This window comes from Ectothiorhodospira variabilis, from assembly GCF_022227625.1.
In the GTDB taxonomy this organism is placed as follows: domain Bacteria; phylum Pseudomonadota; class Gammaproteobacteria; order Ectothiorhodospirales; family Ectothiorhodospiraceae; genus Ectothiorhodospira; species Ectothiorhodospira haloalkaliphila.
On the sequence record NZ_JAJNAO010000019.1, the window covers coordinates 18,413 to 40,415 of the forward strand.

The following is a 22,003-nucleotide window of genomic DNA, read 5'->3' on the forward strand; positions in this document are numbered from 1 at the left end:
CTTGCCGGCTCAATAGCGGATCCAGAGCCAGGCCCCGTCCATCAACTGGCGGACCAGGCCCCCCTCTTCCACCGCCTCCAACGCCACCAGGGGGCGGGTTGCGACAACCTCGTCACCCAGCACCAGCATCAACTCACCATGGCTGGCACCCTGCTGGATGGGGGCTTCCAGCAGGCGATCCATTTCCGTTTGTGCCTGCAGTTGCTCATAACTGCCCCGGGGAATGCTTACATAGAAGGGCTCGGTCAGGCCCAGGGGGACGGACTTGGTTTCCCCCTTCCACACCCGGGCCTCGGTCAGGGGCTCCCCGGCCTCGTAGACCCGGTGGGTTTCAAACTGGCGGAAGGCCCAGTTGTAGAGGGCCTGGGACTCGTTGGCCCGCATGCGCCCACCCTGTTCGTGACTGGAGGCTTCGATTCCCATCACGGCCACCACCAGGCGCATGTCGTCACGCTTGGCCGAGGACACCAGATTGTAGCCCGCGGAGCTGGTCCAGCCGGTCTTGCCGCCGTCCACCGAGTCATCGCGCCACAGCAACAGGTTGCGGTTGGACTGGCTGATGCCGTTATAGGTGAAGCTGCGCTCGGCGTAGTACCCATAGTACTCGGGGAAATCATTCACCAAGGCCTGCATCAGCCTTGAGATGTCCCGGGCCGAGGTGTACTGATCCGCCTCGCTGGGCAGACCATGGCTGTTCTGAAAGCGGGTGTCGTGCATCCCCAGGGCCCGGGCCTGGGCGTTCATCAGATCCACGAAAGCCCCCTCGGTGCCGGCCACCCGTTCTGCCAGTGCCACACAGGCATCGTTGCCGGACTGAATGATCATGCCGCGGAGCAGATCTTCCACGGTGACCTTCCTGCCCACCTCGATGAACATGCGCGACGCCCCACGCATGCCGGTGCGCCAGGCCCGCTCACTGACCTCCACTTCCTCGTCCAGACTGAGCTTGCCCTCCTGCAGTTCCCGGAAAACCATGTAGGCGGTCATGATCTTGGTCAGGCTGGCGGGCTCCACCCGCTGATCGCCTTCCCGTTCCGCGAGTATGGCGCCGCTCTGAGCATCCATCACCACGTAATTACGGGCATTGAGGTCCGAGGGAGGAGACACCCTGAGTGCACTTCCCAGGGCCACCCCGGGCAACAGGGCAAACAACAGCAAAAAGACGCTTACTCTCTGGATCATGGCTCTTCAGACACCTGGAATGATTCGATTCGGAACTGGATGGGATGAGGCTATCATACATGCGCACCCTGGATGCCGGAGACACTTCAGGGTGGATCGGGACGCATCCCCACAGGCGCAACTTAATCTGTCACGATACGAAAGTCCGTGATGCCCATCGCCTCCAGGGTGCGCCCCGCCTCGGCCGCCCGCGACTCGTCGGCCTTCGGGCCAAGGCGCACCCGGTACAGACGACGATCCTCGACCCGGCTTTCGGTGACGGCCACAGGCCCGAGGCCCCGGGCCCGCAGGCGATCCTGCAGCAACTCGGCGTTGGTGCGGCTGGCGAACGCGCCCACCTGCACAAAGACATCGCCGGGAGCCTCATGAGCAGGCAGTGGCTGCAACAGGGGTGCGGGTGTCCGCCAATGTTCACCGGAACCGTTGTCGACCGCGGCGGGGGTGGCCGCCTGTTGCATCCTGCCGGAGGCCGGATAAGGCTCCAGGGCCTCCACTTCCACCCGTGCCGTGCCCTGATTGATCATGTCGATCCGGTGCGCTGCTGCATAGGACAGGTCGATGATGCGATTGTTCACAAAGGGCCCGCGGTCATTCACTCGCACCACCACACTACGCCCATTCTCCAGATTGGTGACGCGCACATAAGTGGGCAGTGGCAGCGCCGTGTGGGCCGCCGTCATGGCGTACATGTCATAGGGTTCGCCACTGGAGGTGCGCCGACCATGAAACTTGGTGCCATACCAGGAGGCGATACCACGCTCCCGGTAACCCTCGGCCGAGGCCAGCGTGTAATAGCGCCTCCCGAACACTTCGTAGGACTCTGGATTACCATACCGACTGGGTGGCTCGGGCCGCGGCGTGGGCTCCTCAACGGCAGCCAGATCGGGCACCTCCCGGGGATGCGGGGCACCATCCCCGGACACGGGTCCACGCGGACCAGCACAGGCGGCCAGCCCCACTGCCACCAGGGCCAGCAGCAGCGCGCCCACCACCCCGGGAAGATTCACGAACCATCACCCTGGCGCAGCTCGGCTTCCCGGGCCTCGCGGATTTCCCGGGCCAGTTCGTACACGGCCATGGCGTAAAGGGGGCTGCGGTTATAGCGGGTGATCACGTAGAAGTTCTCGTACCCAAGCCAGACCTGGGTACCCTCCTCCGCCTCCAGTTCAATCACCGAAAAACGGGCATCCGGATCCACCGATGACACCGGCTTGATGCCCTTTTCCGCCAGATCTTCCAGGCTATGCCGGGCCCGGTAAGGACGGCTCACCAGTGCCTTGTAGTCGTCACCTTCCACCTGGGCACGCACCACCACGGGCTCCCCCATGGACCAGCCATGGCGCCGAAAATAGTTGGCCACGCTGCCGATGGCATCGGGCCAGGAATTGAGCAGATCCCGGCGCCCGTCGCCGTTGAAATCCACGGCGTATTCCCGGTAGCTGGAGGAGATGAACTGCCCCCGGCCCATGGCCCCGGCGTAGGAGCCCTTGGTACCAAGCAGATCCAGCCCCTCCTCCCTCACAAGCCGCAGGTAGTGGGCCAGCTCGGAGCGGAAGAAATCCGCCCGGGGTGGGTAATCAAACCCCAGGGTCACCAGGGCATCGAACACCGGGAAGCCACCGGCATGCCGACCATAGAAGGTCTCCACGCCAATGATAGCAACGATGATGTCGGGGTTCACCCGGAAGCGTTCCTGGGCCCGCAACAGGGTGGCTTCATGTTCCTCCCAGAAACGCACCCCCGCCTCGATCCGCTGGCGGGTGAGGAAAATGGGCCGATAGTCCTTCCAGGGCCGGGCCTCGGCCGGCGCCGAGATCAGATCCAGCACCCGCTGCAGTCCGTCGGTGTTGGCAAACAGCGCGCGCAGTTCATCCTCGTCAAATCCCTCGTCCACCTGTTCCTGGATGAAGCGCTGCACCTCCTCTCGCTCCAGGTAGGGGGGGTCTCCCGCCGTGAAGCGAGGCGAGGCATCGCCCACACCCGGCATGAGGGCAAACAGGAGACAGAGCCCCATGAGGGCTGTCGTCACTCGAGGGAACGGGCTTGTTGAGGAGCCGCGCATCGGGGTCACCAGGGGGGTCATGGGGAGGTTCATCGGGCCAGCAGTCTGCGATGGGAGTTGATGGACATGAGAATACCGAATGCCGCCATCAGGGTCACCAGGGATGTTCCACCGTAACTGAACAGGGGCAACGGCACCCCCACCACCGGCAACAGGCCGATCACCATACCGGTATTCACGAACACGTAGATGAAGAACGTCAGACTCAGGCTGCCGGCCAGCAGGCGGGCGTAGGTGTCCTGGGCGCGCACGGCGATGGCCAGGCCCCGCAGAATCACGAACAGATACAGGGCAAGGAGCAGCAGCACACCCAGCAGGCCGAACTCCTCGGCGTACACCGCAAAGATGAAGTCGGTGGAACGCTCCGGCAGGAACTCCAGCTGGGACTGGGTGCCATTGAGCCAGCCCTTGCCATACAGCCCCCCCGAGCCGATGGCGATCTTGGACTGAATGATGTGGTAACCAGCCCCCAGGGGATCGCTCTCGGGATTGAGCAGGGTGAGTACCCGTCGGCGCTGGTAGTCCTGCATGAAATGCCACAGCAAGGGGGCGGCACTCAGGGCCAGCACTCCCAGCCCCAGGAGCACCCGCCAGCGGATGCCCGCCAGGAAGATCACCAGCAGACCCGCCCCGGTCACCAGCAGGGCCGTACCCAGATCCGGCTGCTGGGCGATCAGGGCCGCGGGGATGGCCACCACCACACCGGCCACCATCAACTCCCGCAGGCGCGGCGGAAGTGGCCGATCGGCAAAGTACCAGGCCACCATCATGGGCACAGCCAGCTTCATGAATTCCGATGGCTGAAAGCGGAAGAGGCCCAGGTCCAGCCAGCGCTGCGCCCCCTTGCCCACCTCCCCGAAGAACATCACCAGTATCAGCAGCACCACCCCCACCAGATACACCCAGGGCGACCACTGGCGCAGATGATGATGGGGAATCTGCGCCAGCAGCATGAGCACGCCGAAGGCCAGGGCAACACGGACACCCTGGCGGTGCAGCATGTCCATATTCTCGCCACTGGCGCTATAGAGCACCACGAAGCCCAGGGACAGCAACAGGATGATGCCCCCCAGCAGTGGCAGGTCCAGGTGCAGGGCGCGCAGGATCTGGCGCCCCAGTCCGATCTCGGCAGCCGCCGTATGAAACATCAGGAATCCATCTCCAGGAGATAGTAATCCATCAACTTGCGGGCCATGGGGGCAGCCACCCGGCCACCGCTGCCCCCGTGCTCGACAATCACCGCCACGGCGATGCGTGGATCCTCCGCCGGAGCGTAGCCGATGAACAGGGCATGATCGTGCAGATGCAAGGCCAGCTGCTCCTCGTCGTACTCCTCATCCTCCCCCAGCCCGAACACTTGGGACGTGCCGGTCTTGCCGGCAATGCGGTAGGCAGCATCCCGGCCCGCCGTGTTGTATGCCGTCCCTCGGGGTCGGTGCATGGTGTTCTCCATGGGCACGAGCACCTGATCCCAGAATTCAGGCCGGCTGACCTGTACCGGGGGCAGGTACTGGGATTCGTCGATGGTCAGCTCCCCGCCCTCTCCCTGAATGCGTCCCCGCAGCAAATGCGGGCGTACCCGTTCGCCGCGCATGGCCAGAGTGCTGGTCACGGAGGCCAGCTGCAGGGGCGTGGTGAGCATATAACCCTGCCCGATCGCCGTGATGAGTGTCTCGCCGGGATACCAGGGCTGGTTGTGCGTGGCACGCTTCCATTCCCGGGTGGGCAGCAGGCCCTGACGTTCGCCGGTACTATCGATGCCCGTGCGCTGACCAAGACCAAAAAGCCCCAGAAACTCGGACATGCGATCAATGCCCATCTTGTGGCCCAGATCGTAGAAATACACGTCGGAGGATTGGGCGATGGCCCGATCCAGATCCACTGCGCCGTGGTAGCGCCAGTCACGGTAGCGGCGGGAATCATTGGGCAGGGTGTAGTAACCCCGAGTGTACATGGTGCGTTCGGCCGTGGTGATGCCGTGCTCCAGACCCGCCAGCCCCACGACGGGCTTGAGGGTGGAGCCGGGCGGATACTGTCCGGACAGCGCCCGGTTGAACAGGGGCTGGCGCCGATGGGTGCGCAGTTCCTGGAAGACGGACCGGGGGATGCCGTGGACGAACAGGTTGGGATCGAAACTGGGCATGCTGACCATGGCCAGCACTTCGCCATTGCGCGGATCCATGGCCACGATGGCGCCCGCATAGCCGTCCAGGATCTCTTCCGCCGCCCGCTGCAGGCGCACATCCAGGCTCAGCACCAGGTCGCGTCCCGGCGTGGCCGGCTCCCGCTCCAGGACCCGAAGCGTGCGTCCCTGCGCATTCACCTCCACCTTCTGGAAGCCCACCTGGCCGTGGAGCTCGTCCTCGTAGTAGCGTTCAACCCCGAGCTTGCCGATATGGGAGGTGCCGGCATAGCGCCGAGTATCGATACGGGCCAGTTCCCGCTCGTCGATGCGCCCCACATAGCCCAGCACGTGAGCCAGTGAGGCACCCTGGGGATAATGTCGGGCGACGCGCGCCTCCACATCCACCCCCGGGAAGCGATGCCGGTTCACGGCAAAGTTGGCCAATTCCTCATCGCTGAGGTTGAGTTTCAGGGGTACCGCCTGGAAGGGACGCTTGCCACGCAGCATGCGGCGAAACCGCTCGATATGCATCTCCTCCAGATTCACCACCTGGGCAAGTCGCTCCAGGGTGTCCTCCATGTCCTCCACCTGCTCCGGGGTGATCTCCAGTTGATAGGCGGGGCGGTTTTCCGCCAGCACCACACCATTGCGGTCGAAGATCAGACCTCGGGGGGGCGGCAGGGCCTCCAGGCGCACGCGATTGTTCTGGGACAGGGTGGAAAAATGAGAATAGCTGGCCACCTGCAAGTGACCCAAACGCGCACTGAGGATACCGAACAGCAGGGCGACCACCACCACCAGGATCACGACCCGGGCGAGGAAAAGCCTCTTTTCCTGGTGGTGATTCTTGAGGGGTTGGCGCGCCGGCATGGACTCGCTGATTCCGGTGATACGTGCGGGAGTAAGAGTGCGGGACCGGGGCCGCCGGCCCACGACTCGCGCGGGGCGCGCAGCCCTTCACAGGACGCCACACCCCACGGAACCGTTCAAATCAGCCCTTTTGCTGGAAGCGCTTGACGGAGGATTCGATCTCCGCGCGAGCGGCATCGACGCCTTCCCAGCCTTCCACCTTGACCCATTTGTTGGGTTCCAGTTCCTTATAGTGCTCGAAGAAGTGCTTGATCTGGTCCAGCAGCAAGGGCGACACATCGTCTGGCCCCTGAATGCGATCGTACTCAGGATAGAGCTTGGACACGGGCACCGCCAGCAGCTTGGCATCTTCACCCGCCTCGTCCGTCATCTTGAGCATGCCCACTGGGCGGGAACGGATCACGCTGCCGCTCAGGAGCGGATGCGGGGTCAGGACCAGCACGTCCACCGGGTCGCCGTCATCGGACAGGGTGTGGGGGATGAAGCCATAGTTGCAAGGATAGAACATGGGCGTGGCCATGAAGCGATCCACCACCAGGGCGCCGCTGTCCTTGTCCACTTCATATTTGACGGGCGAGGCCTGGGCCGGGATCTCGATGATCACGTTCACATCATTGGGCAGGTCCTTGCCAGCGGGAATATTGTCTATATTCATGTGTCTTCACTCCAGATGGGTTGTAAACCGACGCGGCATTATAACGGCATGACGCGCTGCGGAAAGCATGAATCCAGTGGGGGTGGTTGCGCCCCAATAGCTGGAGCAGGTATAAGTCTCGGCCTATTGTCTTGAATAAATCGCTTAAAACAAGCTCTAAGCTAAAGGGGAAATACCATGCGTATCGTCCTGTTGGGGGCTCCCGGTTCCGGCAAGGGAACCCAGTCCAAACTGATCATGGAACGTTACAAGGTCCCGCAGATCTCCACCGGCGACCTGCTGCGCGCCGCGGTATCCGCAGGCACACCTCTGGGTCAGCAGGCGAAGGCCGCCATGGACGCTGGCGAACTGGTCACAGACGACGTGGTACTGGGCATGATCCGCGAGCGGCTGGCCATGCCGGACACCCAGCGCGGGTACATCCTGGACGGCTTCCCTCGCAACCTCAACCAGGCCGGCAGCCTGGACGACATGCTCAGCGACCTGGGCCAGCCCCTGGATGCCGCCGTGCTCATCCACGTGGACTTCGAGAGCCTGATGCAGCGCCTCACCGGTCGCCTCACCTGCGCCTCCTGCGGTGCCGTGTTCAACAGCTACACTCACCCCCCCCGCCAGGAAGGCGTCTGCGATCTGTGCGGTGGTGAACTCAAGCATCGCTCCGATGACAACGAAGAGACCATCGGCAGTCGCCTGAAGGTCTATCAGGCCCAGACCGAGCCTCTGGTGCAATACTACGGAGACAAAAGCCTGCTGCACACCGTGAAGGGTGAGGGCGAGATCGAGGACATCTTCAAGGAGGTCTCCAAGGTGCTCGAGTCCGTGGGTGGCCCGAAGGCCTGAAGGCCCTGAGACCCGGACTTCGCCGGTGCCGAGGGAACGGCGCCGGATTTCACTCCCGCTGATCGGACTCGCCATCGTGTACCGACACGCCCCCTCCTTGATATTGTGTGCCAGTGTCGCCGTCACGCCCGCCCTGGCGGATGAATGGGCCCTGTGCGATTACCATCCCCCTGCCCCAGAGATCTCCCACGCCGATGACGGTCGACTGCGCTTCGAGGCCGATCGGGCCTTCCTTGACCGTGACGGCATCTCAAGACTGGAGGGGAACGTGGAGGTCTTCGAGGGCACGCGCATCTTCACCGCCGATCGCTTCGAGTACGAACACGCCCGGAATTACCTGGAGGCCATGGGCAACGTCACCTTTGAGGACAAGGCCGGCCTGAGCTTCGAAAGCAGCGCCGGCCACCTCTATCTGGATTCCGAGGAAGGACGCTTCAAGGAGGTGGAATACTTCTTCCGGCCCCGGCACGCCCGGGGCAAGGCGAGCGCCATCGAACCACGCGGACCCGACCGGTTCCGGCTCAGCGACGCCAGCTACACCACCTGCGACCCGGGCCGCCAGGACTGGCAGCTCACCGCCAGCCGGGTTGACCTGAACCAGGATAGCGGCCGGGGCACGGCCCGTAATGTGCTGCTGCGCTTTCATCGGGTGCCGCTGCTGTACACCCCCTGGATCAACTTCCCCATCGACGACCGGCGCCAGACGGGATTGCTGCTGCCCAGCATCGGCAATGCCGATTCCACCGGCCTGGACGTGGAGATTCCCTACTACTTCAACCTGGCTCCCAACCGGGACGCCATCCTGGCCCCGCGTTACCTGGGCCGTCGAGGCATCATGCTGGGCAGCCAGTATCGACACATGTCGGGTAGCTCCGTGGGGCGCTTCGATCTGGAATACCTTCAGGATGACGAAGTGTACGGGGATGACCGCAGCTGGTTCACCTGGGATCAGGAATGGCGTCCCACCTCCCGGCTGCGTCTGCACACCCGGGGCACGGATGTATCCGATGCGGATTACCTGTCGGATTTCGGCAGTTCCCTGGATGACACCAGCACCACGCACCTGGAGCGGCGCGCCGACCTGAGCTACCAGGCCAGCAACTGGAATCTGCTGGCTCGAGTAGAGGATTACCAGACCGTGGACGACAACATTGTCGGCCCGGACCGGCCCTATAAACGCCTGCCACAACTGCTTTACCGTGGAGATTGGCCGCGGGCCACCCATGGCATCGACCTGGGCATGCGTGCGGAATGGGTGAGCTTTGACCGGCGCGACAGTGTGACCGGGCAGCGCACCGACATCATGCCCGAGGCCAGCCTGCCCCTGCAGGGCGCGGCCTGGTTTCTGACCCCCCGCGTGCGGTATCGTCTCACCCACTACGACCTGGAGGGACAACCGTCCGGTGCCGACAGTCAGTTGCAGCGGGACGTGCCCATCGCCAGCGTGGACGGGGGGCTGTTCTTCGATCGCCCCCTGCAAGGAGATCGCTTCCAGACCCTGGAGCCCCGGGTGTTCTACCGCTACACCCCTTACCGGGACCAGGATGATATCCCCCGGTTCGATACCTCCGAATACGGTTTCAGCTTTGACCAGCTGTTCCGCGACGAAAGCTTCAGCGGCCCGGACCGGGTAGCCAACGCCAACCAACTCACTACCGCCCTCACCAGCCGGGTGGTGGATGCGAGCAGCGGTATCGAACGTTTCCGTGTAAGCCTGGGGCAGATCCAGTATTTCGACGACCAGCGCGTGCGGCTGCGACCGGAGGATACCCCCCGCACCCAGGACAGTTCCTCCATCGTGGCCGAGGCCGCCTGGCGGCCGGATCGCTACTGGAATGTGCGTGGCACGACCCAATGGGACCCGCATCGGGAACAAACCGAGCGCCGCACCGCTCAACTGCAATACCGGCAGGACGGCAATCGAGTGGCCAACCTGGGCTATCGGTTCCAGGAGGATCGCCTGGAACAGACCGATCTCTCCTTCGCCTGGCCCCTGTCCAAGCGTTGGGATGCGGTAGGGCGATGGGCTTACAGCCTGGAAGACCATCGGGATCTGGAGATCCTGGCGGGTCTGGAGTACAACAGCTGCTGCTGGGGTGCGCGGGTGGTGGCCCGGCGTTATCTGACCGATGGCGTGCAGGGCGAATACAATGAAGGCATCTACTTTCAACTGATCCTCAAGGGTCTGGGCAGCCTGGGCACCGGGCTGGGAGAACTCCTGAGTGAAGGCATACTGGGTTATGAAGACGATTATTAGCATCCTGCTCATGGGGCTTGTGGCCTTCCCGGGCGTGGCCCTGTCCCAGGGCGGCAACAACCACCCCGGGGTGGTGCCTCTGGACGAGGATGGCCGCCTTCTGGACCGCATCGTGGCCGTCGCGGAAGAGGATGTGATCATGCACAGCGAATTGTTCGAGCGCATCCAGACCATCCAGCGCCAGCTGGCCGCCCGGGACGGCCGGGCCCCACCGTCGAACGCACTGGTACGCCCGGTGCTGGACCGGCTGGTACTGGAGCGTCTGCAACTGCAGGAGGCACGCCGCATCGGCATCCGTATCGATGACATCAGCCTGAACAATGCCATCGAGAACATCGCCCGGGAAAACGGCATGACCCTGGGCCAGTTCCGCGACCGGCTGGTGGCAGATGGCATCGATTTTCGCGCCTTCAGGGAACAGATCCGCGATGAAATGGCCATCGCCCAATTGCACCGGCGACAGGTGGACAGCCGTATCCAGGTGAGCGAACAGGAGATCGACGACCTGATCGCCAGCGAAAGCGGCGCCATCGACCGGGATGTGGAATATCGCCTGCTGCACCTGCTGGTGTCCCTGCCCGAGGGGGCCACCCCGGAACAGATTCGGGAGACCCGGCAGCGGGCCGAACGCATCCGCGAAGAGGCCGCCGAGGGCGCCGACTTCACCCAACTGGCACTACGCGAATCCCAGGGACAGCAGGCGCTGGAAGGCGGGGATCTGGGCTGGCGCAATGCCAATCAGGTCCCCACCCTGTTCTCCCGGCACGTGGTGCTCATGCGGGAGGGGGATGTGAGCGAGGTGATCCGCTCCCCCTCGGGATTTCATATCGTCAAGCTGGCCGATCGGCGTGCCGGCAGCCGCAGCCTGATCCAGCAAACCCGGGTACGCCATATCCTGATCACCCCAAGCGAAGTGGTCAGCGACCGGGAGGCCCACGATCGCATTCGCTCCCTGCGCAACCGCATTGAGGATGGGGCCGATTTTGCGGAACTGGCCCGGGCCCATTCCGACGATCGTGGCAGTGCCCTGCGCGGTGGTGACCTGGGCTGGACCGACCCTGGCGACATGGTGCCCCAGTTCGAACAGGTGATGAGCCGCACCGAGCCCGGTTCGGTGAGTGAGCCTTTCCGCACCCGCTTTGGCTGGCACATCCTCCAGGTGGAGGACCGCCGCAGCCATGACAGCTCCCGCGAGTTGATGCGTTCCCAGGCCCGGGAAATCATTCGCGACCGCAAGCGGGATGACGAACTGGAGATCTGGCTGCGCCGCCTGCGGGACGAATCCTACGTGGAGATGCGCCTGGATGATGTTGCAGCGGTGGATCGCGGCCTGAACCAGCAGGCCCGCTGATGAGCCTGGCCCAGGCGATTCCCCGCATTGCCATCACACCCGGCGAGCCCGCCGGGATTGGTCCCGACCTGGTGGCCATGCTCAGCCGGGAGCCCTGCTCTGCGCAGCGGGTGGTGCTGGGCGACCCACAGGTTCTGCTGGATCGGGCCGAGCAATTGGGGATACATCTCACGCTCACCCCGCTGGATCCTGACCAGCCCCCCCAGGCCAACGCACCGGGGCAACTGCATCTGTGGAAAGGCTGCACCGTGGCCGAACCAGTGATCCCCGGCACACTGAACCCGGCCAACGCCCGATACGTGCTGGACACCCTCACCCAGGCCGCAGACGGCTGCCTTGAAGGAGTGTTTGATGCGCTGGTCACCGGACCGGTGCACAAGGGCGTCATCAACGAGGCAGGTATCCCCTTCACCGGCCACACCGAGTTCCTGGCCGAGCGCTGCCGGGCCTCCATGCCCGTGATGATGCTCACCGCCGGTACCCTGCGGGTGGCCCTGGTCACCACCCACCTGCCCCTGTCCCGGGTGGCCCAGGCCATCACCCCCGAGCGCCTGGAGACGGTGCTGCGCGTGCTGCATGCGGATCTCAGGAACAAATTCGCCCTGGAGACGCCGCGCATCCTGGTCTGCGGCCTCAACCCCCATGCCGGCGAGGGCGGGCACCTGGGCGATGAGGAAATCCGTGTGATCACACCGGTGCTGGAGCGACTGCGTGGCGAAGGCATGAACCTGACCGGCCCCCTGCCCGCCGACACCCTGTTCACCCAGCGGCACCTGCGTCATGCCGATGCAGTACTGGCCATGTATCATGACCAGGGTCTGCCAGTGCTCAAGCATGCCGGTTTCGGCGGCGCCGTGAACATCACCCTGGGCCTGCCCATCATCCGCACCTCGGTGGACCATGGCACGGCGCTGGACCTGGCCGGTACCGGCCAGGCCGAAGGGGGCAGCCTGCATGAGGCCCTGGCCACCGCCATTCATATGGTCCACGCCCGTCACGGCAACGTAGCGCCGTAGTGGAACGAACCGCCCCATGACATTGAAACCCTGCCCCATGCAAAGGAGCCAGCCATGAACCGCGCCCCGCGCCTGATCGCCCTCACCCTGGTGGGTGCCGCCTTGCTGTCCACCGGTTGCACCTTCGTGAAACTCACCCCCGAGGCCCAGGAAACCCGGGTGGTTCCCGCCGACCGGGTGGCCGACTGCGAGCGTCTGGGCAGCACCACCGCCTCCATGGCCGAGCGCATCGGCTTCCTCAAGCGCCCACCCGAACGCATAGAACAGGAACTGGAACACGCCGCCCGCAATGCCGCCGCCGACATGGGCGGGGACACCGTGGTGCCCCGCGGCGAGATCATCGACGGCAGACGCACCTATGACGTCTACCGCTGCCTGCAATGACCGGATAACCCCTCTTGAATCACGCCCCCCGCAAACGTTTCGGCCAGCACTTCCTGCACGACCCCGGCGTCATCCAGCGCATCGTCGGGGCCATCGCCCCCCGCCGTGATGACACCCTGGTGGAGATCGGTCCCGGCCTTGGGGCCATCACCGGCCTCCTGCTGGAACGCCTGGATCACCTGCACGTGGTGGAACTGGACCGGGACCTGATCCCCCACCTGCACACCCTGGGCCCACCCGGCACCATCACCGTGCATGAGGCCGACGCCCTGCGCTTTGCCCTGGACAGCATCCCGTGGCCCCGGCCCCTGCGGGTGGTGGGCAACCTGCCGTACAACATCTCCACGCCGCTGATCTTTCACCTGCTGGATCAGGCCGCGCAGATCCGCGACATGCATTTTCTGCTGCAAAAGGAGGTGGTGGAGCGGCTCACCGCCGGCCCCGGCACCGCCGCCTATGGGCGCCTGGGCATCATGGTGCAATATCGCTGCCGCGCCGAGCCCCTGTTCCATGTGGGTCCCGGGGCCTTCCGCCCGCCACCCAAGGTGGACTCCGCCGTGGTGCGTCTCACCCCCTACGAGACCCTGCCCCATCCAGCCAGGGACGAACACCTGTTTGCCCGGCTGGTGCAGCAGGCCTTCACCCGGCGACGCAAGACCCTGCGCAACGCCCTGCAGGGGCTGGCCCTGGTGGAGCAGATCGAGGCCGCGGGCATCGACCCATCGCATCGGCCCGAGACCCTGTCGGTGGAGGCCTTCGTGCGCATCGCCGATAGCGTCGCCGACACCGCTGGCGACCTCCCCGACTAACACGTTACACTGAACGCTTTTCTCCGCCGTGGGCGAGGACAGAATCACATGGGCGAACAGAACCCTTTGCTGCGTTTGCGTGACCTGGGCCAGAGCGTCTGGTATGACTACATCCGCAAGGACCTGATGGCATCCGGCGAACTGGACCGGCTGATTCGCGAGGACGGCCTGGGCGGCCTCACCTCCAACCCGGCCATCTTCGACAAGGCCATCACCGGCAGCGATCTCTATGATGATGGCATCCGCCAGGCCCTGGCGGCAGATCCGGACATCAGCACCCCCGCCCTGTTCTACCGTCTGGCCATCGAGGATCTCCAGGCCGCCGCCGACGCTTTCCGTGCCACCCATGACCGGACCGGGGGCCAGGATGGCTTCGTCAGTCTGGAGGTGTCACCGGACCTGGCCTTCGACACCGAAGGCACCGTGCGCGAGGCCCTGGACCTAGCCGCCCGGGTGGATCGTCCCAACCTGATGATCAAGGTGCCCGGCACCCTGCCGGGGCTGGCCGCCATCGAGCAGCTCACTGCCCGGGGCGTGAGCGTGAATGTGACCCTGCTGTTCTCGGTGGCCCGTTACGAGGCCGTGCTGGAGGCCTATCTCAAGGGCCTGGAGGCGCGCATGGAACAGGGCCTGGCGGTGGATCGCCTGGCCTCGGTGGCCAGCTTCTTCGTGAGTCGGGTGGATACCGCCCTGGACGACATGCTGGAGGAACGCATCCGCGAGGGCCGGCCGGTGGAGCACATGCAGGGCCGCCTGGCCATTGCCAATGCCAAGCTGGCCTATGCCCACTTCCTGGAAGTCACACAAAGCGACCGCTGGCAGCGCCTCAAGGCCGCCGGCGCCCGTCCCCAGCGCCTGCTGTGGGCCAGCACCGGCACCAAGAACCCTACCTACAGCGACGTGCTCTATGTGGAATCCCTGATCGGCGAGGACACGGTGAACACCCTGCCCCCGGCCACCTACGATGCCTTCCGCGACCATGGCCACGCCGAGCCCACCCTGGCCACCGACCTGGAGCAATCCCGCGCCCTGATCCAGGGCCTGCCCGACCTGGGCATCGACCTGGAAAGCGTGACCGACCGCCTGGAAAGCGAAGGGATCGAAGCCTTCGCCAAGGCCTTCGATCACCTGATGCAGGGCCTGGAAGACAAGCGCGCCCGCCTGACCGCCTGATTCCTCCAGGGCAGGACCTTCCTCCCGGCAATAGGGAGCGGCCCCCTTTCCCCCCAAGCCCCCCCCGGCTCCCTGTGGGAGCCGACCTGGCCGGCGATGTGCTGCGACAACAGCATCCAAATCAGGCCATCTGCCCACCGCCTTCGCGGGCAAGGCCCGCTCCCGCAAGGGCCCGCCCCCCTCTGCAGGTGAAAGGGGGCTGTCCCCTTTCTGCAGGTTCCTTCATCATGGGTGCTGAGCCCTTTACCGGCAGGTGATGCGATGAAGATCCTGGCAGGCGACATCGGTGGGACCAAAACGCTGCTGATGCTGGCTGATGTTTCTGATGGTCGGCTGACAGCGCTGGCGCGGGAGCGATATGCCAGCGCCGATTACCCGGACCTTGCCCCCATGGCGCAGGCCTTCCTGAGTGATGCCGGGCTTCCCAACGAGGAGATCGATGCCGCCTGCTTTGCCCTGGCCGGGCCGGTGGTGCGCGCTCAGGGGGTGGAACGGGCGCGACTCACCAACCTGCCCTGGGAACTGGAGTCGACCCGACTGGCACAGGATCTTGGCATCCCCCGGGTGGCCCTGCTCAATGATTTCGAAGGCATCGGCCACAGCCTGGACGACCTGCCCGCCGAAGCACTGCATACCCTGCAGGCCGGGCGGGCCGAACCCGACGGGGTACGTCTGGTCGTCGGAGCAGGGACTGGCCTGGGAGTCTGCATCGTGCCGCCCGGGCAGCCCCTTCAGGTTCTGCCTACGGAGAGCGGACATGCGGACTTCGCACCGGCCAATGCCGCCCAGGACCGCCTGTGGCAGTACGTGACGGACCTGGACGGGCGCTGCAGTCGTGAACACCTGCTGAGTGGCCGGGGGCTGGGGCGCGTGGCCGGTTTTCTGGTGGCCCAGGGCCAATCGCCGGGGCAGACCCTGAGTCAGGCCCTGGAAGGGGACGACCCCGCTCCGGTGATTTCCCAACTGGCCCTGGAGGGCAGCGACCCCGTGGCAGTGGAGGCCATGGACCTGTTCCTGGCCGTTTATGGCGGCCAGACCGGCGATCTGGCGCTGGGCTGCTTGCCCTTCGGCGGTGTCTTCATCGCCGGCGGCATCGCCCCGCGGCTGCTGCCACGGATGCGCGAGGGTGGCTTCATCGAAGCCTTTCGCAGCAAGCCCCCCATGACCCACCTGTTGGAACGCATGCCGGTTCAGGTGATCGGCGATACCGACGCCGGCCTGCTGGGGGCTGCCCGCCATGCGGCCAGCCTGTGTCGAGGGTTGGACGGGGCGGCCTGGCGCTCATGAACCCCTACCCTTTTCGGGTCGTGACCGCTTAGCCGGCATGCAGGTCATCTCCATCCTGCTCAGTCTGTTGGTGCTGGCGGCCCTGGTCGGAGGTTTGCTGGGCTGGTGGATCCTGTTCCAACAGCGGGCACTCAAGTCCCGCATCGCTCAACTTGAACGGATACTGGCCTCTTCGGAGCGGCAAGCCGGGGAAGCCTACCGGGGCACGGCCACCGACTCCCCCACCCGCGTGGAAGATACCCGGACCCCGGTAGCAGCCTCCCCCCCTTCCGACGACATTCCCATCAGTCTGCCGGATCAGCCCGCCAAGGATCCACCGGACCTGCCTCACCCATGGAAGCGCCCCGCCTGGCTGCAACACCTGCTCAGCCACTGGATGGTCTGGCTCGGTGGTCTGTGCGTGAGCCTGGCCGGGATCTTCATGGTCAAGTACAGCATCGATGCCGGTCTTCTTGGCCCATGGGGTCGGGTGATCCTGGCCCTGGTCACGGGTCTGGCACTCCACGTGCTGGCCGAGTGGCTGCGGCAACGCAGAGGCCATGACCCGTCCCTGGCCGCCCTGGCGGGCGCTGCCAGCATCACCCTGTACGGAGCCCTGCTGGCAGCGCTGCACCTCTATGCACTGCTGGACCCCGGCATCATCTTTGTCCTGCTGGCCCTGGTGTCGCTGCTGACCATGGCCCAGGCCCTGCTCCATGGCCCGATACTGGCGGCCATCGGCTTGCTCGGCGCCTTCGTGGTGCCACTGCTTGTGAGCGACGGCAGTGGTGACATCGCCATCCCCCTGATCTACAGCCTGATCATCACCGCCAGTGGGCTTTGGCTGCTGCGAAGGATCTTTCGCCCCTGGCTGTGGTGGGGGATCGTCGCCGGAGCCCTGGGCTGGTGGATGTTATCCATGACCACCCCCGATGGGGACGGGTTACGCGGTCTTTACCTGGCTGCCCTCGCCTACGCCGTGGTCGCCATCCCGCGCCATCAATGGCTGCCTTGGAAGCCTCGCCCGCGCCCTGCGGGGATGGTCGGTGGGCATGTCTCGCTGATGGGGCGTCGATGGGGCCCGCAGGCCCTGACGCTGCTGCTGATCACCCTGGCCTGGGGGGCATCCATTCATCGCCAGGGGTTCGACACCCAGGCACTGGTCCAGTGGGCACCCCTGGTGGTGATCCTCACCCTGGCTGCCTGGCGGCGTGCGGAACTGCAGGCCCTGCCCTGGCTGAGCCTGGGCATACAGTGGCTGGCCTGGCTCGCCAGCGCCATGACCCTCAACCTGCTGGCGGACCAGTACCAGCTACGGGGGCTTGCATCCGACCTGGAGATACCCTTCCTGCAGTTCGCCGGCGCCATGGGCCTGCTCTACGCCGGCCTGGCCTTGCTACACCTGAAACATCGCGGCTTTTCCCATGCCTGGATGTCCCTGGCCCTGATCGCACCACTGGCCTGGGTGGCCCTGGGCTGGCTGCTGGTCAGCCGCATGGACCCGCACGCCGGCTGGGCCATGACCCTGTTGATCGCCGGCATGATCTACGGCGCCGTGGCTGCCCGACGTCTTCAACGCCAGGCAGGCGATGTCATTGCCCTGTGGTTCGTGCTGGCGGGCCATCTGGCCTACGCCCTGTCGGCGGCCGTGTACTTCCGGGAGGCCGGCCTCACCCTGGCCCTGGCCGCGCCCCTGCTGACCCTGGCCTGGCTGCGCAAGCGCTACCCACTGCCCTGGCTGGAGTTCATCATCAAGGGGATCCTGCTGCTGGTGGTGGCCCGTCTGACTCTCAACCCCTGGGTGCTCAACTACCCACCGGATGTGCACTGGTCGCTCTGGACCGGCGGCGGTGCCACGCTGTTCTGCGCCCTGGCCGCCTGGCAGAGCCGCAGCCGCCCGTCCCTGCAGCGCTGGCTGGAGGCCGGCACCCTGCATTTGCTGGTGCTCACCCTGGGTGCGGAGGTGCGTTACTGGCTGCATGACGGCGATATCTTCATCGATCATTACAGCCTCACCGAGGCGGCCATCAACACCACCCTGTGGGCGACGCTGGCGATGGTGTACTGGTATCGGGCGGGCCGTGATGAGGCCCTGGCGGGGCTTTATCGGGTATGCTCGTGGGTTTTGCTGGCCCTGGCGGCGGGCAGCTATGCCCTGGCAGTGACGGTGCTCAACCCCCTCTGGAGCGCCGAAGCGGTCTCTGCCCGCCCCATCGCCAATCTGCTCTTGCTGGCTTACGGGGCACCGGTCCTCATGGCCCTGTGGGTGGCCTGGAAGCATGCCCCGCACGCACGGCCCGTGGCCCTGGCGGTGGCCGGCGTGGGGTTCTGGCTGTTTGCGAGCCTGCAGGTGCGTCACCTGTGGCAGGGGGATGTGTCGCTGTGGCTATCCACCGGGCCGGGGGAACTGTACACCTATTCGGCCGTCTGGCTGGTGATGGCGGCTGCCGGCCTGCTGGCCGGCAGCCTGTGGCGCCTTCAGGGGGTCTATCGGGCCGGCATGGCCCTGCTGACGCTGGTGATCGCCAAGCTGTTCCTGGTGGACATGGCGGGGCTGGATGGCCTGTGGCGCGTCGCCTCGTTCATGGGCCTGGGCCTGTCACTGCTGGCCCTGGCCTGGCTTCACCGGCAATGGCTCAACCGCACTTGCTATCCCCGCAATTGAGGCAGGTGAGGCAGTTGTCCATGACGACCACGGCCTGGGTGTGACACTTGCCGCAGAGCTGGGCGCCGGGGGGGAAGCTTTCCCGGGCCTGGGGGTCGTCACTGGCCTGGTGCACGCTTTCTTCGTACTGGGCGCGCTTTTCCTCCACCAGGCGGCGCTGGTGTTCGTCCAGGCCGTCGTCCTTGATCAGGCCGATCATGCGCATGTGGCTCTCGATGGCGTCGCCGATCTCGGCCACCAGAGAGGGCATGTACTTGCCGCCCTTCTTGAAATAGCCGCCGCGGGGATCGAACACCGAGCGCAGTTCCTCCACCAGGAAGGTCACGTCCCCGCCCTTGCGGAACACCGCCGAGATGATCCGGGTGAGCGCCACGATCCACTGGAAGTGGTCCATGTTCTTGGAGTTGATGAAGATCTCGAAGGGCCGGCGCAACTCATGCTCCGTGCCCGGGTTCAGGATCACGTCGTTGATGGTCACGTACAGGGCGTGCTCCGACAACGGCGTCTTCAACTTGTAGGTGGACCCGAGCAACATCTCGGGCCGTTCCAGCTTCTCGTGCATGTGCACCACCTTACCGGAGCCCTGGGCGGGCTGCACGGGGGCCGGGGCGGGCGCGCTGGGCGCCGCCGGCGGGGCGGACGATTCCGTGGGGGCGCCGGCCTGGGCAGCGCTCTCCTCGGCGGATTCCTCCCGCCAGATTCCGAAATCCACGATCGGTTTGTCAATCTTGATGCTCATGTGCCTGTGCCCCTGATTCAGAATTTGCCGTAGTACCCTTCCTTCAGGGCCTCGTAGAGATTGGCGGCGTTGTGGGTCTCGCCGTCGTATTGCACTTCCTCGTTGCCCTTGGCCAGCACGACGCTGCCATCTTCCAGCACGAACCGGTAGGTGGTGTTTTCCAGATCCTTTTCCTTGACCAGCACGCCCTGGAAGGCCTCCGGGTTGAAGCGGAAGGTGGTGCAGCCCTTCAGCCCCTGCTCGTAGGCGTAGCGGTAGATGTCCTTGAAGTCCTCGAAGCGGTAGTCCGTGGGCACGTTGGCGGTCTTGGAGATGGAGGAGTCGATCCATTTCTGCGCCGCTGCCTGCACATCCACATGGGACTTGGGCGTGATGTCGTCGGCCGTGATGAAGTACTCGGGCAACTGGGCGCCCGGCTCCTCGGAATACGGCATGGCCCTGGCGTTCACCAGTTCCCGGTAGGCCAGCAGCTCGTAGGAGAACACGTCCACCTTTTCCTTGGTCTTGCGGCCCGAACGGATGATGTTGCGGGCGTAGTGATGGGCGAACGAGGGCTCGATGCCGTTACTGGCGTTGTTGGCCAGGGACAGGGAGATGGTCCCCGTGGGGGCGATGGAGCTGTGGTGAGTGAAGCGACACCCCTCCTCGGCCAGGGCCTCCACCAGTTCGGGGTCCGCCTGGGCCACCCGCTGCATGTAGCGGCTGTAGCGGGCATGCAGCACCCGACCCTTGAGGGTGTCGCCCACCTGGATGCCGTCCTTTTCCAGCTCCGGACGCAAGCGCAGCATGGCCGGGGTCACCTGGAATTCCTCGTCCATGATGGGGGCCGGCCCCTTTTCCCGGGCCAGTTCCAGCCCGGCGCGCCAGCCGGCCAGGGCCATCTCGCGGGTGACCTCCTCGGTGAAGGCCAGGGAACCCTCGTCGCCGTATTTCATGCCCAGCATGGTGATGGCGGAGCCCAGCCCCAGGTAGCCCATGCCGTGGCGGCGCTTGCGGGTGATCTCCTCGCGTTGCTCCGGCAGCGGCAGGCCGTTGATCTCCACCACGTTGTCCAGCATGCGGGTGAAGACGGCCACCACCTCGCGGAAGGTCTCCATGTCGAAGCGGGCCTGATCGGTGAAGGGATCCTGCACGAAGCGGGTCAGGTTGATGGAGCCCAGCAGGCAGGCACCATAGGGTGGCAGGGGCTGCTCGCCACAGGGGTTGGTGGCGCGGATCTGCTCGCACCACCAGTTGTTGTTCATCTCGTTGACCTTGTCGATGAGCACGAAGCCCGGCTCGGCATAGTCGTAGGTGGAGGTCATCACCATGTTCCACAGGTTGCGGGCCGGCAGCATCTTGTAGATGCGGCAGGCCACCAGACCTTCGTCGTTGGTGATGTAGTCGTTGTCCACCGGCCAGTCGCGCCACAGGACCTGAGCGGGATCGTTCAGGTCGATGTCGTCCTGTTCGGCCTCCTGGGGGCCCAGGGGGAAGGCCAGCGGCCACTGGGCATCGTTCTTCACGGCCTCCATGAAGTCGGCGGTGATCAGCAGCGACAGGTTGAACTGGCGCAGGCAACCGTCGGTGCGCTTGGCGCGGATGAAGTCCTGTACATCCGGATGGCCGATGTCGAAGGTGCCCATCTGCGCACCGCGCCGCCCCCCGGCGGAGGAGACGGTGAAGCACATCTTGTCGTAGATCTCCATGAACGACAGGGGGCCGGAGGTGTAGGCGCCGGCGCCGGAGACATAGGCACCCCGGGGGCGCAGGGTGGAGAAGTCGTAACCGATGCCGCTGCCGGCCTTGAGGGTGAGGCCCGCCTCGTGGAGCTTTTCCAGGATATCGTCCATGGAGTCGTGGATGGAGCCGGACACCGTGCAGTTGATGGTGGAGGTGGCGGGCTTGTGTGCCCAGGCACCGGCGTTGGCGATGATGCGCCCGGCCGGGATGGCCCCCAGGCGCAGGGCCCAGAGGAAGCGCTCGTACCAGGTCTCGCGCAGGGCCGGCTCGGCCTCCACGTCGGCCAGGGCGCGGGCGACACGCTTCCAGGTGTCGTCGATGGTGGGGTCCAGGTCCTCACCAGTGCGGGTCTTGAGACGGTATTTCTTGTCCCAGATATCCATGGAGGCGGGCTGCATGGGGACCTCCCTTGAGACAACGGTTGCAAGGGCCTGGCTGGACTGGGATTTCATGGTGGCGGGATCCTTTTTCTACTATCTGTTGTGGTTGAGGATTAACCAGAACACAACATCATGGATGTGAGGCGATCGAAGCTTAGGCAGTTGCGGAAAGGATTTCAAGCGCTCAAAGGCGCCTCTGGGGAGGTGCGGGAGAGGTGCGGGACACCGAAACGGGCCTGGGATGCGGGGTTCCAGGGGTTTGGTCGGGGCGGATAATTTTTTCGGCCAGCCGACGAACGGTCGGCAACCGCGGGAGAGATGTCAGGGACAGGATGGCCCCGACGATCGGGGCCAAATCATGCAGGTCAACGTGAAGGAATCAAGGTTCAGCTACAAATACCCCCTTCTCCCCCGAGGGGGAGAAGGGCTGGGGATGAGGGGGCGGGGGAGGCACTTTGCCGGTCCTGGGGGGGGGGGGGGGGGCCCCCCCCCCCCCCCCCCGGCGGG

At 65.2% G+C, this 22,003-nt stretch carries 17 protein-coding genes; 9 read left to right on the plus strand and 8 right to left on the minus strand.

The annotated features are described in order from the left end of the window. Window positions 1-9: 9 nt before the first annotated feature. From LPW30_RS14115 to ppa, 6 genes are all read right to left on the minus strand, one after another. A complete protein-coding gene (locus LPW30_RS14115) occupies window positions 10-1,182 on the minus strand; it encodes a D-alanyl-D-alanine carboxypeptidase family protein (RefSeq protein ID WP_025280728.1) in 1,173 nt (390 codons plus the stop codon). A gap of 122 nt (window positions 1,183-1,304) precedes the next feature. After that, on the minus strand, window positions 1,305-2,189 hold the full coding sequence (locus LPW30_RS14120; protein WP_239681155.1) for a septal ring lytic transglycosylase RlpA family protein: 885 nt from the start codon (window positions 2,187-2,189) through the stop codon (window positions 1,305-1,307). Further along, window positions 2,186-3,244 (minus strand): lytic murein transglycosylase B, encoded by a 1,059-nt coding sequence (gene mltB, locus LPW30_RS14125; RefSeq protein ID WP_420796972.1) that lies wholly within the window; start codon window positions 3,242-3,244, stop codon window positions 2,186-2,188. Before mltB ends, LPW30_RS14120 begins: the two co-directional genes overlap by 4 nt. 29 nt (window positions 3,245-3,273) lie before the next feature. Then, on the minus strand, window positions 3,274-4,392 hold the full coding sequence (rodA, locus tag LPW30_RS14130; RefSeq protein WP_025280725.1) for a rod shape-determining protein RodA: 1,119 nt from the start codon (window positions 4,390-4,392) through the stop codon (window positions 3,274-3,276). Beyond that, on the minus strand, window positions 4,392-6,239 hold the full coding sequence (gene mrdA / locus LPW30_RS14135) for a penicillin-binding protein 2 (protein WP_239681157.1): 1,848 nt from the start codon (window positions 6,237-6,239) through the stop codon (window positions 4,392-4,394). The genes rodA and mrdA overlap by 1 nt, the downstream gene beginning before the upstream one ends. A gap of 121 nt (window positions 6,240-6,360) precedes the next feature. Then, complete coding sequence (gene ppa / locus LPW30_RS14140) at window positions 6,361-6,894, minus strand: inorganic diphosphatase (RefSeq protein ID WP_025280723.1); 534 nt, start codon at window positions 6,892-6,894, stop codon at window positions 6,361-6,363. A 177-nt stretch (window positions 6,895-7,071) separates the two neighbouring features. On the opposite strand from ppa, the gene LPW30_RS14145 reads away from it, so the two are divergent. From LPW30_RS14145 to LPW30_RS14185, 9 genes are all read left to right on the plus strand, one after another. Continuing rightward, window positions 7,072-7,734 carry an adenylate kinase gene (locus LPW30_RS14145; protein WP_025280722.1) on the plus strand — a complete coding sequence of 221 codons (663 nt, stop codon included), beginning with the start codon at window positions 7,072-7,074 and terminating at the stop codon, window positions 7,732-7,734. Between the two features lie 76 nt (window positions 7,735-7,810). After that, complete coding sequence (locus tag LPW30_RS14150) at window positions 7,811-9,991, plus strand: LPS-assembly protein LptD (protein WP_239681158.1); 2,181 nt, start codon at window positions 7,811-7,813, stop codon at window positions 9,989-9,991. Next, entirely contained in the window at window positions 9,975-11,342 is a 1,368-nt protein-coding gene (locus tag LPW30_RS14155) for a peptidylprolyl isomerase (RefSeq protein WP_239681159.1), read from the plus strand. The genes LPW30_RS14150 and LPW30_RS14155 overlap by 17 nt, the downstream gene beginning before the upstream one ends. Then, a complete protein-coding gene (pdxA, locus tag LPW30_RS14160; protein WP_239681160.1) occupies window positions 11,342-12,358 on the plus strand; it encodes a 4-hydroxythreonine-4-phosphate dehydrogenase PdxA in 1,017 nt (338 codons plus the stop codon). Before LPW30_RS14155 ends, pdxA begins: the two co-directional genes overlap by 1 nt. Before the next feature lie 54 nt (window positions 12,359-12,412). Next, the gene (locus LPW30_RS14165; RefSeq protein WP_025280718.1) at window positions 12,413-12,742 is read left to right on the plus strand and encodes a DUF4156 domain-containing protein; all 330 of its coding nucleotides are present in this window, start codon (window positions 12,413-12,415) and stop codon (window positions 12,740-12,742) included. 14 nt (window positions 12,743-12,756) lie between these two features. After that, window positions 12,757-13,551, plus strand: a complete 795-nt coding sequence (gene rsmA / locus LPW30_RS14170) for a 16S rRNA (adenine(1518)-N(6)/adenine(1519)-N(6))-dimethyltransferase RsmA (protein WP_239681161.1) — start codon at window positions 12,757-12,759, stop codon at window positions 13,549-13,551. 48 nt (window positions 13,552-13,599) lie between these two features. Then, window positions 13,600-14,724, plus strand: coding sequence for a transaldolase (tal, locus tag LPW30_RS14175; RefSeq protein WP_239681162.1), 1,125 nt, complete (start codon window positions 13,600-13,602; stop codon window positions 14,722-14,724). A gap of 261 nt (window positions 14,725-14,985) precedes the next feature. Next, window positions 14,986-16,011: a glucokinase gene (gene glk / locus LPW30_RS14180; protein WP_239681163.1), complete on the plus strand. Its 1,026-nt coding sequence runs from the start codon at window positions 14,986-14,988 to the stop codon at window positions 16,009-16,011. Window positions 16,012-16,048: 37 nt separating this feature from the next. Continuing rightward, the gene (locus tag LPW30_RS14185; RefSeq protein WP_239681164.1) at window positions 16,049-18,655 is read left to right on the plus strand and encodes a DUF2339 domain-containing protein; all 2,607 of its coding nucleotides are present in this window, start codon (window positions 16,049-16,051) and stop codon (window positions 18,653-18,655) included. On the opposite strand, the gene LPW30_RS14190 is transcribed toward LPW30_RS14185, so the two are convergent. Next, window positions 18,627-19,394, minus strand: coding sequence for a TSCPD domain-containing protein (locus LPW30_RS14190; RefSeq protein ID WP_239681165.1), 768 nt, complete (start codon window positions 19,392-19,394; stop codon window positions 18,627-18,629). The two genes, LPW30_RS14185 and LPW30_RS14190, sit on opposite strands and share 29 nt — an antisense overlap. A 17-nt stretch (window positions 19,395-19,411) precedes the next feature. Further along, on the minus strand, window positions 19,412-21,514 hold the full coding sequence (locus LPW30_RS14195; RefSeq protein WP_239681166.1) for an adenosylcobalamin-dependent ribonucleoside-diphosphate reductase: 2,103 nt from the start codon (window positions 21,512-21,514) through the stop codon (window positions 19,412-19,414). Window positions 21,515-22,003 lie beyond the last annotated feature (489 nt).

Excerpts from the sequence above, each read along its gene's own strand:
- LPW30_RS14115 (WP_025280728.1), bottom strand. The coding sequence starts at position 1,182 with ATGATCCAGAGAGTAAGCGTCTTTTTGCTGTTGTTTGCCCTGTTGCCC.
- mltB (WP_420796972.1), bottom strand. The coding sequence starts at position 3,244 with ATGCGCGGCTCCTCAACAAGCCCGTTCCCTCGAGTGACGACAGCCCTC.
- rodA (WP_025280725.1), bottom strand. The coding sequence starts at position 4,392 with ATGTTTCATACGGCGGCTGCCGAGATCGGACTGGGGCGCCAGATCCTG.
- mrdA (WP_239681157.1), bottom strand. The coding sequence starts at position 6,239 with ATGCCGGCGCGCCAACCCCTCAAGAATCACCACCAGGAAAAGAGGCTT.
- ppa (WP_025280723.1), bottom strand. The coding sequence starts at position 6,894 with ATGAATATAGACAATATTCCCGCTGGCAAGGACCTGCCCAATGATGTG.
- LPW30_RS14145 (WP_025280722.1), top strand. The coding sequence starts at position 7,072 with ATGCGTATCGTCCTGTTGGGGGCTCCCGGTTCCGGCAAGGGAACCCAG.
- LPW30_RS14155 (WP_239681159.1), top strand. The coding sequence starts at position 9,975 with ATGAAGACGATTATTAGCATCCTGCTCATGGGGCTTGTGGCCTTCCCG.
- pdxA (WP_239681160.1), top strand. The coding sequence starts at position 11,342 with ATGAGCCTGGCCCAGGCGATTCCCCGCATTGCCATCACACCCGGCGAG.
- LPW30_RS14165 (WP_025280718.1), top strand. The coding sequence starts at position 12,413 with ATGAACCGCGCCCCGCGCCTGATCGCCCTCACCCTGGTGGGTGCCGCC.
- tal (WP_239681162.1), top strand. The coding sequence starts at position 13,600 with ATGGGCGAACAGAACCCTTTGCTGCGTTTGCGTGACCTGGGCCAGAGC.
- glk (WP_239681163.1), top strand. The coding sequence starts at position 14,986 with ATGAAGATCCTGGCAGGCGACATCGGTGGGACCAAAACGCTGCTGATG.
- LPW30_RS14185 (WP_239681164.1), top strand. The coding sequence starts at position 16,049 with ATGCAGGTCATCTCCATCCTGCTCAGTCTGTTGGTGCTGGCGGCCCTG.
- LPW30_RS14190 (WP_239681165.1), bottom strand. The coding sequence starts at position 19,394 with ATGAGCATCAAGATTGACAAACCGATCGTGGATTTCGGAATCTGGCGG.
- LPW30_RS14195 (WP_239681166.1), bottom strand. The coding sequence starts at position 21,514 with ATGCAGCCCGCCTCCATGGATATCTGGGACAAGAAATACCGTCTCAAG.